Origin of the sequence: Thermoflexibacter ruber (assembly GCF_900113045.1) — a bacterium.
Lineage (GTDB): Bacteria > Bacteroidota > Bacteroidia > Cytophagales > Thermoflexibacteraceae > Thermoflexibacter > Thermoflexibacter ruber.
In genome coordinates, this window is sequence record NZ_FONY01000028.1 from 34,529 (window position 1) to 50,983 (window position 16,455).

Here is a 16,455-nt window from a genome sequence, read left to right on the forward strand (position 1 = left end):
ATGTATATGTGCAAAAACAACTGCAACAGCCCTTCCTCAAAGGAGAAAGAAGTTAAAGCACCTCTTTAAGACCCAATTTTATTGATAAACGTTGCAAAGTTAGGTATTTTCTCTGGAGGAAGGTAATGAAACGAGCAGAAAGCAAGTGTTAAGGATAAGGCAATACAAACTGACATTTTTTTTTATAGTCCTGTTTCAAAAACTACTCCTTCGTAAATCTCTGAAAGGCTCAAACTGTACCCAATACTCTCTAAATGTACCTTGCTACTCATAGAGGTCAGATATTCCTGCTCCCACTTGTTTGCACTAATGCGTCTATGAATAGCTACATAAGGTTTGTATTGGTCTATCAAAATATATTCTATCAAAGTTTCTATGCTTTGGTAAGCCTCCATCTTTCGGGTCTGGTCGAGATTTTTGGTAGATTCGGACAGAATCTCTATGATTGCCAAAGGATTTAGCAACTGATGGTATTTATTTCTTTTTTCCCCTGATTTAGAGGTAAGTACAATGTCTGGCAAGGGAGTTTTAGTACTTACTTCTAAGCAAATGTACGTGCCTTGAGAGTACACGCGTACATCTTTGTCTTTGGAAAATACATAAAGCATTCCATGCAAGTTGGAGGTAATAATGTCGTGATTTTGTGTTGGCATTTCAAAAATAAGAGTAATAGGTTGAGTACCAAAATCCTCGCTTAGTACATAGCTTACGAACCACTCAGGGAGAGGCGTTCCGCTATGTGCAGGGATAATTTCTCCATCAAAATACTGAAATTTGTGTTCTATTTGCCCTTCCTCGGCTTTTTCCAGAAAGGTGAGATAGTCTTCGTAGGAGAAGCCTAACTCCAAATTTTTTCTTGGTGTGTCAAGTACAACAGTCATTTTATCCTTAGGAAAATTTTTTAAACACGAATCTAAGAATTTTATTTCAAATTATAAAGATAAACCCCGTAAGAACTTTGCCATGCTAATTTTGCATAGCTACCGAAGATTACCCAAGCCTATTACTTTGATAGTTTAGTCTATGATACTCTGATAAGTAGCATTTTCGAACTTATCATAAATCTCGCTATTATGGGTAGAGGAGAAAATTTGCATCATTAGTACCCCTACTATTTCTTCTTTGGGGTCTATCCAAAAGTGTGTACTCAACGCTCCTCCCCACCCCAATCTGCCTACAGAACCTAACTTTTGAGCAGCAGTTTTTTCTGTGCTAATGGAAAAACCTAAACCAAACTTACTTCCGCCCCAAATAGCTAAATCGCCAATCTGGTTCTTAGTCATTAGTTCTATCGTTTTTCGGCTGAGCAGGCGTTTTCCGTTGTAAGTCCCGCCATTCAGGATAAATTGACAAAATTTCAAGTAATCCAAAGCAGTAGAGGTAAGTCCACTTCCGCCAGAAAAATACTTTTTTGCTCCTTTTACGGGATATTCTACCATTTTTAGCAAATCAGGATTAGTTTCTTTGGCAACTAATCCTTCTTTTTCTGTATAAACCCTCACTAATCTTTTTTCTTCGCTTTCATTCCAAAAATAGTGTGTTTCATTCATTCCCAAAGGCTGGAAAATGCGTTTTTCACAAAAATCGGAAAGTGTCATACCCGATAATACTTCTACCAAGTAGCCACATACGTCTGTGTTCAAACCGTAAGTCCACATCTCGCCTGGGTGATGTACTAAGGGAAGTTTAGCCAACACTTTCATTTTCTCACCGATAGTAATGGGGTAGGCACTCGCAAAATCAGGAACTTTGGCTTTGGCAAAGATAGCCCCCCATTTTTTGGCATCAGTAAACCCATAAGCAATACCCGAAGTATGCGTAAGTATCTGACGAATAGTGATTTCTCTTTTGGCAGGTTCTGTGGTATAGCTACTGTCCTGCTCGTTAAAAGTTTTTAGCACTACAGGGTTCTTAAACTCAGGTATGTACTTAGAAAGAGGCTCATCTAAGAGAAATTTTCCTTCTTCGTAAAGTATCATCAAAGCTACTGAGGTAATAGGCTTTGTCATGGACATAATGCGAAACAAGTCGTCTTTTCGCATTGCTTGGTCGTTGCCTATGCCACTTGTACCAAAACTTTTGTAATAAACTATTTTGCCTTTGCGAGCCACTATTGCCACCGCACCATGAGTCCATTTTTTGTCTATGTATTCTTGTAGTGTTTTGTCTATTTGCATCAATCGCTCCTCAGACATTCCAACTTCCGAAGGTTTGCCCTCTTGGAGTTGGTCTGTGGTGGCTTTAAAACCATTTTGGGCAAAAATTACCCATGCCCATAGAAAGAACGCAAGTAATAATGTTATTTTTTTCATATTTACAGTAAGATTATTGTTTAAAAATCATCATATTTCAGTCGATGCAAAATAGATTATTTTCCTTATAAAATTTATTATATCTAAGCTAATTTTATAAGTTTTATACGATTACTTACCACAAAAATACAAAGCATGCAAGTTTCATGATTTTCCCTTGCGAGGCTTGTGTACTTGCGGTAGAAAAATTAAGACTACCTTTGTATTAGCTATCTTATTAATTGGAATTAAACATGCAAGATATGGAAAGCGATTTTGAAAAATATTTGATAGGGAAAAATATCAACCCGCAACTTTTTAAAGAAAAAGAACCTGCTCGCTTCAAAGAGTTTGAGCAACTTTTTGCACAAATGCACCCTAAAAGTTTTACTGCTCAGAAATTGTATTTGATAAATAAAATTAGGCGAATGTACCAGCTAAAAAAGTAGATGAAAATATGACAAAAATCACCTAAATACCTGCACAAATGTCATTTTTTTTCTTCTTAGTACAAGTTAATTTTGGTGTATAAAACTTGTAAATACTATGTCATATCTTGGAACAACAAAAAATAAGACTTTTGAAAGGTTTAGTACCGATATTGACCGTTTTTTTGAGGAAAATCGGTTTTTAGCACATTCGCCTTTCCGCAAGAGCTGGCTCGCTAAAGATGAAGCGGCAACTAACCTAAGTAGAAATGAGAAAGGGTACAACTTGCAGATTGCTCTTCCGGGCTTTGATAAAGATGCCGTGAGAGTAAATATAGAAAATGGCGTACTGAAGATTTCAGCAGTAAAAAGCAACTATAAAGAGGAGGAAGAGGAGTTCATTGTCAAGGAGTTTCACCAAGAAAACCTCTATCGCTCTTTTACCCTGAATGACACTATAGACGAGGAGGGTATCACAGCTAAAATGGAAAATGGTATTTTACTCATTTTTCTCCCAACCAAGTCCCCTCACGAGCCTACAGTAAGTAAAAATATAGAGATAAAATAAAAAATGAGTAATTGATTTTTTTCTTTTTGCCCTTGCAAGCCCGACTTGCGAGGGTTTTTCTTTGTATATTGCTAAAATCTTTTGTGCTATATTTTTTGGAAATGTTATGCAAGCATACTAATTTTAGCCCAAGAAAAAACAAGATAGAAAATCAGATACGAAACTTAGAGATACAGAACTTCAAATCTATCAAACACATGCAGTTAGCCTGCAATGGGGGCGATATTTTCATAGGTGAACCCAATACGGGCAAGTCCAATATTTTGGAAGCATTGAGTTTGTTGGGGGTAATTGCTATGCCTGATAGTTTAAGTCAAATGATAAGACTTGAAAAAACAAGTAACTTATTTTATGATGAAATTACTGAAAATACAATTTCAGTGATAGCAGATAACATTGAGGCAAGACTTTCATACTCAAAATTTGTTTGAGAATATTCTTGGCAAAACAGATTGGAATGAGTTAAGTGTAAACATTGTATATTTTGAAGACTACCAAACAAAGATAAAAACACTAAGCCAAGAGGATTTACGAGATGCTTTGGATAATTATGTAGATATTTTCTTTAACCTTCATAGATATTTAGACCATGAATAATAAACTACAAGTTGCTGTTTTTAGATAATTATGCGCCTAATTTTCAGAAATATAATTCTTTTATAGATATTATCTACTTCCCGAGATTTGCCAAAATGAAAGAATTTATGGCAAAAAATGATGAGCTAAACGCAGTAATTGGAATATTAGATTCATTATGGAAAAACCTTAAAATAGAAAACGGAAATTTCATTATTACCGATAATTTGAAGGAAATAGAAAAGCAACTTTTGAAAATATACTATCAAAAAATTGATAATCAAAAACGTATGCCTAATAATAGATTAGAAGTTCTTAGAAAATTTAAGGGAATTGCCAAATCAAATATAGAAATTTCAGAAGACGAATGGTATCTCCAATAAAAGTATTTGTTGATTCTTCTTTGTTTATTGAGTATATCAAAGGGAATAAAACAGAATTATTAGAAAAACTTTTTGCTAGTAAATTAGACTTATGTATTAACTCTACTGTACTTAGTGAGTTATTGTACTATTATTTGGGCTACTATGGAGGAAAATCACTGCGAGCTTTGAAAGAAAACAAATCAATTCATTAGGTTTTTACACAAAATAATCCACAAGAATTGATAGATGAATTAACTTTAATAGGACAAAATGATAGTCTGAAAAAGCAAACAATTGAGGCGATGAAAAAATATAATCTTCTTTCTAATGATGTCATCATTTTGGTAGATTGTAAGAATAATCAAATTAATTATGTTGCTTGTTATGACCCTGATTTTAAAGGTTTTTACGAAGATGAAAATATCAATTTGATAAGTGATGGTTTGGTATTTGATAAGTATTTTCCATAAAAAAATTCTTTCTTATTTCGAGCAGAGCCTTTTAAGAGATTGGAAAGTTGGATTAAGGAGTTTTTGTCTATCATGTGTTTTCACATGATAAATTGACTTGCAAGGATTTATGCATGTGCCTATTAATCACAAACCATAAATTGGGTAAGGCTTTGGAAAGTAGTGTTTTAGCATTAGAAAATATAGTAACAGAAATAGAATAGTACAAAAAATAAAACCATTTCAACTATCAAACTATTCAAACAACAAAAAATTAAGCAATTAACAATCAATAAAATAGATGAAAAATCGTAGCATAAAAAAAGTAGCCGTTTTAGGTTCAGGCATTATGGGGTCAAGAATTGCCTGTCATTTTGCCAATATTGGCGTAGAAGTCCTCTTGTTAGACATTGTTCCCTTTGAACTTTCCGAGGCAGAGAAAGCCAAAGGACTGACCTTAGAACACCCTGCCGTCCGCAATCGCATTGTGAATGAGGCATTTGCTAATACTTTGAAAGCAAGCCCTTCTGCGGTTTTTACGCAGTCGGTGGCTTCTTTGGTGAAGTTGGGCAATTTCACTGACGACATGAAAAAAATCGCCGACTGCGATTGGGTCTTAGAAGCAGTCGTAGAGCGTTTGGACATCAAGAAAAAGGTGTTTGAGGACGTAGAAAAGTACAGAAAAAAAGGTACTTTGATTACTTCTAATACCTCAGGGATTCCTATGCACCTGATGATTGAAGGCAGAAGTGAGGACTTCCAAAAGTATTTTTGCGGTACGCACTTCTTCAATCCTCCACGTTATTTGAAACTTTTGGAAATTATCCCCTCTCAAAAAACTTTGCCAGAAGTGGTTGATTTTTTGATGTGGTACGGGGATTTGTACTTAGGGAAAGACACCGTTCTTTGTAAAGACACTCCCGCCTTCATTGCTAACCGAATTGGTGTTTACTCTATGATGTCAGGAATGCACAGCATTACTAAGTTTGGCTTAACGGTAGATGAGGTAGATGCTTTGACGGGACCTGTGATTGGCAGGGCAAAATCAGCAACTTTCCGCACTTCTGACGTAGTAGGTTTGGATACTACTATCAACGTTTCCAATAACTTATACGCTACTTTGACGCATGATGAAAGCAGGGATATGTTCCTTTTGCCCGAAATTGTGAAAGAGTTGCAAAACCGTAAGTGGCTTGGCGACAAAACAGGACAAGGCTTTTTCAAAAAAGTAAAAACTCCCGAAGGTAAAAGCGAAATTTTTACTTTGGACTTGCAAACTTTTGAGTACAAACCTCAACAAAAAAAAGTGAGTTTCAAAGCCTTAGAAGCCACCAAAGAAATTGAAAACCTGAAAGAAAGAATCGTAAAACTTATTAACTTTGACGACAAGGCAGGCGAGTTTTATCGTGCTACTTTCTACGATTTATTCAAATATGTAACGTATAGAATCCCTGAAATAGCTGATGAATTGTATAGAATTGACAAGGCAATTTGTGCGGGTTTTGCTTGGGAATTGGGTCCTTTTGAAACTTGGGATTTACTGGGCGTAAAAGAAACTTTGGGCAAAATGGAAGCGGCAGGGCAGAAACCTGCTCAGTGGGTATATGATATGTTGGCAGGTGGGAATGAATCTTTCTATAAAGTTGAGAATGGAATCCGTAAATACTATGATATTCCAAGCAAGTCGTACAAAACTATCCCCGGCACAGAAGGCTTTATTATTTTGGACAACATTCGCAAAACCAACAAAGTATGGGGCAATGCAGGCGCAACGATTTTTGACTTGGGAGATGGCATTGCAGGTTTAGAGTTTCACTCTAAAATGAATACTTTTGGGCAAGAAGTTTTGGAAGGTCTGAACACAGCTATCACCAAAGCAGAAACAGATTTCAGAGGCTTAGTCATTGGGAATGAAGCACCTCAGTTTTCCGCAGGGGCAAACTTGGCGACCCTTTTCATGTATGCGGGCGACCAAGAGTGGGACGAAATCAATATGATGATTGCTTATTTCCAAAATTCAATAATGAGGGCAAGATTTTCGTCTATCCCTGTCGTAACTGCGCCTGCGGGTTTGGCTTTGGGTGGCGGTTGCGAACTGAACCTACACGCTGACCACATTCAGGCACATTGTGAATTATATATCGGTTTAGTAGAGTTTGGCGTGGGTTTGATTCCTGCGGGGGCGGGAACAAAAGAAATGACGCTGAGAGCCTCAGATAGTTATGCCAAAGGAGATGTAGAACTCAATCGCTTACAAGAGTATTTTATGAATATCGCTACTGCCAAAGTGGCGACCTCTGCTGAGGAAGCAAGAACAATGGGTTATTTGCGTCAAAGTGATGAAGTTACCATGAACCGCACTCGCCTACTTGCAGATGCCAAGCGCAAGGCAATAGAGTTAGCAGAAGCAGGCTATACGCAACCTGCACAGCGCAAGGACATTAAAGTATTAGGACAAACTGCCTTAGCCGCTTTTTATGCAGGGGTAAACGGTATGCTCTACGGCAACTATATCTCCGAACATGATGCCAAAATCGCCCGCAAATTGGCTTGGGTAATGGCAGGGGGCGACCTTTCTGCGCCTACTTTGGTATCAGAGCAGTACCTACTTGACTTAGAAAGAGAAGCCTTCCTATCATTGACAGGAGAGCCTAAGACCTTGGAAAGAATCCATAGTATTTTGTTTAAAGGGAAGCCTTTGAGGAATTAAAGGGGTTCGTTATTAGATATATTAAGAAGAGGCAAACTTGCGAGCATCGCACCGTTTGAAAGTTTGCCTCTATCTGTTTTTATAATTACACCTAATTTTTGCTTAGCAATGAGAGAAAATTTTTGTAATTCCCAAACATACGGTTTACTTTTGAAAAATAACCGAATACCTAATCATGTGCGGAATTACAGGAATTTACGCTTTTAACGAAATCGGGAGGTTTTCTATGATTAATCTCCACTTGGCAAATGAAGCCCTCGCCCACAGAGGTCCCGATGCAGCACGCTTATTTGATGCCAATAGAACAGGACTGGGGCATAGGAGGCTGTCTATCATAGACTTATCTTCTGACGGCAACCAACCCATGAGCGATGCAAGTGGACGGTTTACCATTGTTTTTAATGGAGAAATTTATAACTACAAAACGCTAAGGGAAGATTTAAAAGCAAAAGGCATAGTTTTCCACTCTGCCTCTGATACAGAAGTTTTGCTCTATGCTTACATTCACTACCAAGAAAAATGCTTAGATAAGTTGCATGGCTTTTTTGCCTTTGCCGTTTATGATAAAGAAGAAGATAGTATTTTCATCGCAAGAGATAGGCTGGGAATCAAACCTTTATGGTATTATTTAGACGAAGACAAGTTTTTGTTTGCCTCCGAACCTAACGCTATTTTAGCTTATCGGATTCCTCAGATAATAGACCGCACCTCTATTTTCCAATATTTTCAGCTGCACTATGTTCCTGCCCCCTATACTATTTTCAAAAATATGTATAAACTACTTCAAGGGCATTATTTGACCTTAAAAGGGAAAGACTTGCAAATAAAAAGATATTACAGTCCACCTACAGCTCCCTTGCCTGAGTACAAAAATCTCAGCTACGAAGCCGCTCAGAAAAAGTTAGTACAGTTATTAGAGGAATCGGTGCTGGAAAGATTGATTGCCGATGTGCCTGTGGGAGCATTTTTGAGTGGGGGAGTTGACTCCTCTGCCATCGTCGCCTTAGCCAGTAGGCACACAAAGTATCTGAACACATTTTCAGTTGGTTATGCCGATGAGCCTTTTTTTGATGAAACTAAGTATGCACGCTTGGTCGCTGAAAAATTTGGAACGAATCACACAGTTTTTCGTTTGACCAATGACGACCTCTTTGAGGCTATTTTTAACTTATTGGACTTTTTTGGAGAACCTTTTGCGGATTCTTCTGCGATTCCTGTCTTTGTTTTGAGCCAAAGAACCAAAAAGAAAATCACTGTAGCCCTCTCAGGGGACGGCGGCGATGAACTTTTTGCGGGCTACAACAAATACTTGGGCGAGTACAAGGCAAGAGAAGGCGGATTTTTAGCCAATATCCTGAAAAATTCCCTACCCCTGTTGGAGAAACTTCCTCGCTCCAGAGGAGGCTACTTCCCCAACAAATTCAGGCAGTTACATCGCTTTGCAGAAAGTATGCAGAAATCTCCCCAAGAGCGATATTGGTATTTGAGCAGTTTTATAGAAGAAAATGAACTTTGGAAAATGTTTTCAGAAAACTTAACTGCCCATCAGGAGTTTAGTGGCAGCATCAGTGAGTTTTTGACCTATCAAAATCGCAAAAAAGAATTTTTACAATATATTGAAAATAAGAATTTTAATGAAGTTTTGTATGCAGATGTGCAAACCCTTCTGCCCAACGATATGCTTCACAAGGTCGACAGTATGTCTATGGCACACGCCTTAGAGGTCAGAGTTCCTTTTTTGGCGCATCAGCTCGTCAATTTTGCTTTTTCTTTGCCTGCAAGTTACAAAATAGATGGGAACAGGAAAAAACGCATTGTCCAAGACGCTTTCAAGGATATACTTCCCAAAGAACTCTATCACCGCCCTAAACATGGCTTCGATGTTCCCCTTGCCAAAGGTTTTAAAACAGTCTTGAAATCTTGGATAAACCAACTGCTCGATGAGGATTTCATAGTAGAGCAGAAAGTTTTTAACCCTGAGTACATCAAGCAGTTAAAAAAGACTATTTTTGAGAGCAGTAATTTCGACCAAAATCATATATGGGCAGTTTTGGTGTTCCAACATTGGTGGAAAAGGCTTAGGTTAGATATAGAAGCAAAGGAAGAAGATTAAGTTTTTTGTATTTTTGCTCAGAGATAAAAGGTATAACTAAATAATCAGATTGTCATAGAACAGATAATCATTGCATATACATGATAAAATTAATCCATGAGTTTTTAAACACAGCCAGGCGCATCACAAGTGCTTGTATTGGTGTGGGCATTTTGTATTTTTATATTTGGTTATCAAGTATTTATATATTAAACTTATTATGGTTTCTCTTAGGTATTCCCGTCATATACCTTTTTTCTTGGGCATGTGATTTGCTATTTTCTCATCTAATTTACAAGTTTAATTGGTTGAGAAAGTGGGTTTTAGGAAAACATTTTATCGAGGGTTATTGGATTGAGATTCTATACGACAGAAGCAAAATGGAATCTCTTGCGATTTTGCAGGTAATTCTTGAGAAAGATTTGACTTATCTTATCAAAGGAGAAAGCTATACTTTATCAGGGGAATATAGGGGAAGTTTTACTACACCCAATACCAGCTACCATGAAAAAGAATTTGCCTTGCGATATGCTTACTCAGGGAAATTAAAAGAAGCCTTGATTGCAGGAACGGGGATATTAGAGTTTAAAATAGAACCTAATCAGCCAATAGCTAATTTTTTTGAGGGGCATTTGATTGACAATTTTCATGTTAAAGGAGCAGTCTTTAAAGGAGAAAGAATCAATGATGCTAAGGAGGTAACCTCTCTAAAAGCCAAAAAAGAATTTATGCGAAATTATCTTTCTCAAAAAATGCTTCATGAACAAATCTATGCTGGCACTTAAAAATTAAACCTTTGCTTTAAGGTATTTTAAGTTGAACGTTTTTATTTTTGCATATGTTTTAAAGCAAGTAGGTGAAATTTTTTTAACATAAACTTATCCATACACTTTGAAGAAATTTTTTGCTTTGGTTTTATCTCTTCATTTTTTGGCGATTAGCTTTTTGCCAAACGATGGTGTATTGGAGTTGTTCAAAGTGAGCCATCTTATCAAGCATTTTACTCACCATCAAGTTGTTCACCAAGAAGATATTGATTTTTTAGAGTTTTTAACCCTGCACTATTTAGACCCTGTGCATCAGCAAAAAGATGCTCATGAGCATACAGATTTACCTTTTCAGTCCTCTGTACAACACATTAGTCATGTTCATTTTGTATTTCTTCCGCCTCCTTCTTTTGCTTGGAGTATGGAATGGGAAGATTTCCCAACTATAAAATCTTACAAAACTACTTATCAGGAAAGCTACTTTTCTGCCTTTCACCTCTCTATTTGGCAACCGCCAAGAGTTTAGTTAGTCATGAGTTATAAACTATGAGTTATGAGTTGTAATCGTTGATTATTTTCAACTATTTATCTCTGTAGTTTGCTTTCAAACAAAGTAAATTAATACTCATTTTTTAATGCTCCTAACTCAATCCTGCCAACAAATTCAATCTGTTTAAAATATTCTCAAACAAATTCAAACATTTAATTTCAATGTTAGACAGAATTATTCATTTTTCCATATATCATAAATTTATTATTGGACTTTTTACTTTGGCATTGGTACTTTGGGGCGGGTATGCCCTTACCCAACTGCCTATAGATGCCGTCCCCGATATTACCAACAACCAAGTCCAAGTGGTTACTTACAGCCCTTCTCTGGCGGCACAGGAGGTAGAAAGGCTGATTACTTTTCCTGTAGAGCAAACGATGATGAGCATTCCATACATGGAAGAGATGCGTTCTATTTCTCGTTTTGGCTTGTCGGTGCTGACCATTGTTTTTAAGGAAGACATTGATATTTATTGGGCAAGGCAACAAGTATTTGAAAGAATCCAACAGGCTCAAAATCAGATTCCTGCGGGGGTAGGCGTGCCTGAACTCATGCCTATTACGACGGGTTTAGGAGAAATTTACCAGTATGTCATTCACCCTAAAAAAGGCTATGAGAAAAAATACTCTTTAGCAGATTTACGGACTATCCAAGATTGGATAGTTCGCAGGCAAATGCTTGGCACGGAGGGAGTAGCAGACGTAAGTAGTTTTGGTGGGTACGTAAAGCAATACGAAATCGCTTTCCACCCTGAAAAATTGCGAAGCATGAACTTGACCATAGACGATATTTTTTCTGCTTTAGAAAAAAATAATCAAAATACAGGAGGGGCATACATAGATAAAAGACCTAATGCTTATTTTATTCGCAGCGAAGGGCTGATAAGTACGATAGCAGACATAGAACAAATCATGGTAAGCCAAGCAGAAAATGGTTTGCCTATTTTCATCAAAGACATCGCCAAAGTACAGTTAGGGAGTGCAGTGCGGTACGGTGCCATGACACGCAACAATGATGGGGAAGTAGTGGGGGGAATCGTAATGATGCTCAAAGGGGAAAACTCCTCCAAAGTCATTGCCAAGGTGAAAGAAAGAATGAAACAAATAGAGAAAACCCTGCCCGAAGGCATAGCGATTGAGGCATTTTTAGACAGGACGAAGTTGGTCAATAATGCCATTCAAACGGTGGTCAATAACCTGACAGAAGGGGCTTTAATCGTGATTTTTGTCTTGGTCTTGCTTTTGGGGAATTTGCGGGCAGGCTTAGTCGTGGCTTCTGTCATTCCGCTTTCTTTGCTTTTTGCTATTATTATGATGAATCTTTTTGGTGTGTCGGGGAACTTGATGTCTTTGGGAGCAATAGACTTTGGGCTGATAGTAGATGGAGCAGTGATTATCGTAGAGGCAACTTTGCATCACTTGCACAGTCGTAGCCTCTCCCTTCCCTCCTCAGAGGCAACAAGCCTTACCCAGAGTGAAATGAACGAAGAAGTATATCATTCTGCTTCTAAAATTCGTACTTCTGCTGCTTTTGGGGAAATTATCATTATGATAGTGTATTTACCACTTTTGACTTTGATAGGCATAGAGGGCAAAATGTTTAAACCTATGGCACAGACCGTTTCTTTTGCCATTTTAGGCGCATTTTTACTTTCTTTGACTTACGTACCGATGATGTCGGCTTTGGTGCTAAGTAAAAAAATAAATTTCAAAGTTACCATAGCTGACCGTATTATTCATACTATTTATAGTATTTATAAGCCTTTGATAAACAAGGTATTAAAAATTCCCTTTTTAATTGTGAGCTTGGCTGTAATTTTATTTTCCCTCAGCCTAATGGTGTTTAGTCGCTTAGGAGGCGAGTTTATTCCTTCCTTAGACGAGGGAGATTTTACCTTGGAAGTGCGTTTATTTACAGGGAGTTCCTTAGACGAAACGGTGCATACTTCCTTGACAATCGCTGAGATTTTAAAAAAGAATTTTTCCGAAGTAGAAGAAGTCATTGGGAAAATAGGAGCGGCAGAGATTCCTACCGACCCCATGCCTCTGGAAGCAAGCGATGTCATGGTGATTCTCAAAAATAAAAGCGAGTGGAAAAATGCCCACACCAAAGAAGAATTAGCGGAAAAAATGCAAGCCAAGTTAGAAGAAAATATCGCAGGCGTTTCCATTGGCTTTCAGCAACCTATCCAAATGCGTTTCAATGAGTTAATGACAGGAGCAAGGCAGGACGTAGTTTTGAAAATATATGGCGAAGACCTGAACACACTTGCTCAGGAAGCTGAGAAATTAGCCAAATTAGTACAAAAAGTAGATGGCGTAGCAGACTTGTACGTGGAAAAAGTCATCGGTTTACCTCAAATTATCGTTAATTTTGACAGAGAAAAAATTGCTCAGTTTGGGTTAAGCATTGCCGAAGCCAATGATGTTTTGAGTACTGCCTTTGCAGGGAAAGAAGCTGGGGTAGTGTATGAAGGAGATAGAAGATACCAACTGGTAGTGAGGCTGGCAAAAGAAAATAGAGAAAATATAGATGATGTACGCAACTTATTCATTACCAATAAAAAAGGAGAGCAAATCCCTCTAAGCCAAATTGCAGAGATTAGCTTTAAGGAAGGAGCAAACCAAATTCAAAGAGAAGAAGGCAAAAGGCGTGTGATTGTAGCTTTTAACGTAAGAGGTCGCGATGTAGAGAGCATTGTAAACGAAATTCAGCAAGAAGTCGGGAAAAAACTATCTCTGCCCCCAGGCTATTACATTACTTATGGAGGAAGTTTCAAAAACCTGCAAGAGGCAAAACAACGATTGAGCATTGCTGTTCCCATTGCTTTGGGAATGATTTTTATGCTCTTGTATTTTACTTTTCATTCTATCCGACAGAGTTTATTGATTTTCACCGCTATACCCCTTTCTGCCATTGGTGGGATTTTGATGCTTTGGCTCAGAGATATGCCTTTTAGCATCTCGGCTGGGGTAGGCTTTATCGCTCTTTTTGGCGTAGCAGTATTGAATGGCATCGTCCTCATCGCCGAGTTCAATTTCCTCAAAAAACAAAAAACAATGAGCAATGAGCAATTGACAATTATCAATCAACAATTATCAATCAACAATGAACAATTAACAACCAACAATCAACCACCAACATCTAACCACCAACATCTAATTGAAATCATCATGGAAGGTACAAAAAATCGCCTACGCCCCGTACTGATGACGGCGGCAGTAGCAAGTTTAGGCTTTTTACCTATGGCACTTTCGCAGGGAGCGGGAGCAGAAGTACAGAAACCCTTAGCTACCGTAGTCATTGGAGGTTTGATTTCCGCTACTTTGCTCACTTTGTTTGTCTTACCTGCCCTCTATTATTTGATAGAAAAATGGGCAATGGCTAATTCGCAGAGCCATAAAGGACTCTTATCCCCTTCTTTACTCAAAGGAGAAAAATTAGCTGTTTTTATCTTTTTGATGCTTTCCTTGTTACTGACCTCTTGCGATGGGGTAGAAGAAAAACTAACAGAAACACAAGAAACAATAAGCCAAGCAAGTAACAAAGTGGAACTGACCACAGAGCAGTTTGCCAATGCGGGCATAGAGTTAGGAGAGTTGAGTCAAATGAACGTAAGTAAAACCCTCAAAGTCAATGGAATGATAGACGTACCTCCACAAAATTTGGTGAGTATTTCTATCCCTATGGGTGGTTTTATCAAAAATACAGAAATGTTGCAAGGGCTAAAAGTGAAAAAAGGGCAAGTATTGGCAGTCATAGAAAATCCTGATTTTATCCAACTCCAACAGGATTACTTAGATACGCAAAGTAAACTTGAATATGCTCAGGCAGAGTACGAAAGGCAAGCAGAAATGCAAAAAGAAAAGGTAACTTCTGAGAAATTGGTACAACAAAGCACCGCAGACTATAAAAGCCTACAAATCAAGCTAAAAGCCTTAGAGCAAAGATTGAAACTCGTAGGGTTGGACATAGAAAAGGTCAAAAAAGGAGAAATTACTAACCAAGTAGCTGTAACTGCCCCAATTAGCGGTTATGTCATTACGGTCAATGTCAATATTGGCAAGTACGTTTCTCCCGCAGAGGTACTGTTTGAAATCGTAAATAATGAACACTTACACGCAGAACTCAATGTTTTTGAAAAAGATGTATTGGATTTAAAAATTGGGCAAAAAGTACTTATCATGCTGGGCAATGAAACCCACGAACACGAGGGCGAAATTTACCTTATCAATCACAAAATCAATCCAGACCGCACTGTAAGCGTTCATGTTCACTTTGACGACAAGGGCGAGGACATAATGCCCAAGACCTTTCTCAAAGGCATCATAGAAATAGACAAGCAAAAAGTGTGGGCATTGCCAGAGCAAGCCTTTGTCTTATCCGAAGGGAAGGATTATATTTTTGTATATTTGGGAAAAAATGAAGGCAAGGATACTTTTGAAATGGTCGAGGTAAAAAAAGGAGCGAGTGAAAAAGGCTTCGCAGAAATTATTTTGCCTGAGCAGATAGATTTGAAAGGTAAAAAGATAGCCACCAAAGGCAGTTTTCACCTTTTAGCAAAGATGAAAAATATCGGGGAGGAGGAGTAAAAAAACAGTTCAATCATTTAATATCCCTTTGGATTTTGCCAAATCAATAGCTTCTTGTGCAGTTTTCTCTGGATTGTCCTCGCTAACAGGCAGATAGTAAATACTTGACGGCTTGCGGCGTGAAATATCATAAGTATATGCCTTATCGTAATAGACTAAGGTAATGTCAGCTACTTTGGCAAAATCTCCTATTTCAAGGGCTTTGAGGGCATCTCCTGCCTTATCAAAGCCCAATCGCTTGCGAATTTTCAAAATAGCACTTTCAAGTAAAGCCCTATCGCAGTGGGTATATTCTCTCACTAAGCGTTGTATGCGGAGATTTTTAGGCAACTGTATGTATATCAAATTACTATCTTGCATCTGTTCCCAAAAGGGCTTAGGTAAATATACCTTACCGATATGCGAACTTTCGTCCTCTAACCAAATCTTTGCTAAGGGACAATCTTTCAAAATTTGATATAACAAATATTGTAAGTCATTTTCAAACTGCTCAGTAGTAGGTTGTTCTGCTTGCCCTATACTCCCAAAAGCTGAGCCTTTGTGATGAGCAAGCCCTTCTAAATCAATCCCTTTTTGACCTTTTTTGATAATTTCTTTGAGAATATCTGTTTTCCCACTTCCTGTCATTCCCCCTACTATGAGCATATCAAACTTTTTTTCAAAAAAGCTCAATACATAGCGTCTATAATTCTTGTAGCCTTTTTCTAAGGTAAAAGTTTGCATACCCGCCGTATCAAAGAGCCAAGCCATACTTCCACTTCGCATGCCTCCTCGCCAGCAGTGTACTAATATTTTTTTGTCTTTAGTCAGTTGCTTGGCTGTACGAGCAAAGTCAGCTAATTTAGTCCCTACGATTTCCAAGCCTTTCATGATAGCTTCCTCTCTGCCTTTTTGCTTGTAAAGCGTTCCCACTACCGCTCTTTCTTCGTTGGTAAAAATAGGAATATTAACTGCCGTAGGGATATGCCCTTGTGCGAACTCCTTAGGGGAACGAACGTCAATCACGGGTATCGTTTCTACCTTGTCAATAAAATCAGAAATATTTAAAACCTTTGCCAAGTATGAAG

At 37.9% G+C, this 16,455-nt stretch carries 14 protein-coding genes; 11 read left to right on the forward strand and 3 right to left on the reverse strand.

The features are described 5' to 3' along the window. Window positions 1–182: 182 nt before the first annotated feature. Together BM141_RS15145 and BM141_RS15150 are read right to left on the reverse strand one after the other, a co-directional pair. Window positions 183–881, reverse strand: coding sequence for a Uma2 family endonuclease (locus BM141_RS15145; protein WP_091548138.1), 699 nt, complete (start codon window positions 879–881; stop codon window positions 183–185). 135 nt (window positions 882–1,016) lie between these two features. Next, window positions 1,017–2,312 carry a serine hydrolase domain-containing protein gene (locus BM141_RS15150; RefSeq protein WP_091548140.1) on the reverse strand — a complete coding sequence of 432 codons (1,296 nt, stop codon included), beginning with the start codon at window positions 2,310–2,312 and terminating at the stop codon, window positions 1,017–1,019. 242 nt (window positions 2,313–2,554) lie between these two features. On the opposite strand from BM141_RS15150, the gene BM141_RS15155 reads away from it, so the two are divergent. From BM141_RS15155 to BM141_RS15205, 11 genes are all read left to right on the forward strand, one after another. Next, entirely contained in the window at window positions 2,555–2,740 is a 186-nt protein-coding gene (locus BM141_RS15155; protein ID WP_091548228.1) for a hypothetical protein, read from the forward strand. Between the two features lie 97 nt (window positions 2,741–2,837). Beyond that, window positions 2,838–3,287 carry an Hsp20/alpha crystallin family protein gene (locus tag BM141_RS15160; protein WP_091548142.1) on the forward strand — a complete coding sequence of 150 codons (450 nt, stop codon included), beginning with the start codon at window positions 2,838–2,840 and terminating at the stop codon, window positions 3,285–3,287. Window positions 3,288–3,388: 101 nt separating this feature from the next. Further along, window positions 3,389–3,718, forward strand: coding sequence for an AAA family ATPase (locus tag BM141_RS15165; protein WP_091548144.1), 330 nt, complete (start codon window positions 3,389–3,391; stop codon window positions 3,716–3,718). Then, complete coding sequence (locus tag BM141_RS23000) at window positions 3,711–3,884, forward strand: hypothetical protein (RefSeq protein ID WP_177217402.1); 174 nt, start codon at window positions 3,711–3,713, stop codon at window positions 3,882–3,884. The genes BM141_RS15165 and BM141_RS23000 overlap by 8 nt, the downstream gene beginning before the upstream one ends. Before the next feature lie 107 nt (window positions 3,885–3,991). Then, on the forward strand, window positions 3,992–4,246 hold the full coding sequence (locus tag BM141_RS15170) for a hypothetical protein (RefSeq protein ID WP_143090944.1): 255 nt from the start codon (window positions 3,992–3,994) through the stop codon (window positions 4,244–4,246). Window positions 4,247–4,530: 284 nt separating this feature from the next. After that, window positions 4,531–4,698, forward strand: coding sequence for a PIN domain-containing protein (locus tag BM141_RS23005; protein WP_177217403.1), 168 nt, complete (start codon window positions 4,531–4,533; stop codon window positions 4,696–4,698). A gap of 280 nt (window positions 4,699–4,978) precedes the next feature. After that, a complete protein-coding gene (locus BM141_RS15185; RefSeq protein ID WP_091548151.1) occupies window positions 4,979–7,387 on the forward strand; it encodes a 3-hydroxyacyl-CoA dehydrogenase/enoyl-CoA hydratase family protein in 2,409 nt (802 codons plus the stop codon). Between the two features lie 175 nt (window positions 7,388–7,562). Continuing rightward, complete coding sequence (asnB, locus tag BM141_RS15190; RefSeq protein WP_091548153.1) at window positions 7,563–9,500, forward strand: asparagine synthase (glutamine-hydrolyzing); 1,938 nt, start codon at window positions 7,563–7,565, stop codon at window positions 9,498–9,500. An 80-nt stretch (window positions 9,501–9,580) separates the two neighbouring features. Next, window positions 9,581–10,264 carry a hypothetical protein gene (locus BM141_RS15195; RefSeq protein WP_143090945.1) on the forward strand — a complete coding sequence of 228 codons (684 nt, stop codon included), beginning with the start codon at window positions 9,581–9,583 and terminating at the stop codon, window positions 10,262–10,264. Window positions 10,265–10,370: 106 nt separating this feature from the next. Then, window positions 10,371–10,772: a hypothetical protein gene (locus BM141_RS15200; protein ID WP_091548157.1), complete on the forward strand. Its 402-nt coding sequence runs from the start codon at window positions 10,371–10,373 to the stop codon at window positions 10,770–10,772. A 185-nt stretch (window positions 10,773–10,957) separates the two neighbouring features. Then, on the forward strand, window positions 10,958–15,388 hold the full coding sequence (locus tag BM141_RS15205) for a CusA/CzcA family heavy metal efflux RND transporter (RefSeq protein ID WP_091548159.1): 4,431 nt from the start codon (window positions 10,958–10,960) through the stop codon (window positions 15,386–15,388). Window positions 15,389–15,397: 9 nt separating this feature from the next. Here BM141_RS15205 and mnmH read toward each other — a convergent pair whose 3' ends face one another. After that, window positions 15,398–16,447: a tRNA 2-selenouridine(34) synthase MnmH gene (gene mnmH, locus BM141_RS15210; protein ID WP_091548161.1), complete on the reverse strand. Its 1,050-nt coding sequence runs from the start codon at window positions 16,445–16,447 to the stop codon at window positions 15,398–15,400. Window positions 16,448–16,455 lie beyond the last annotated feature (8 nt).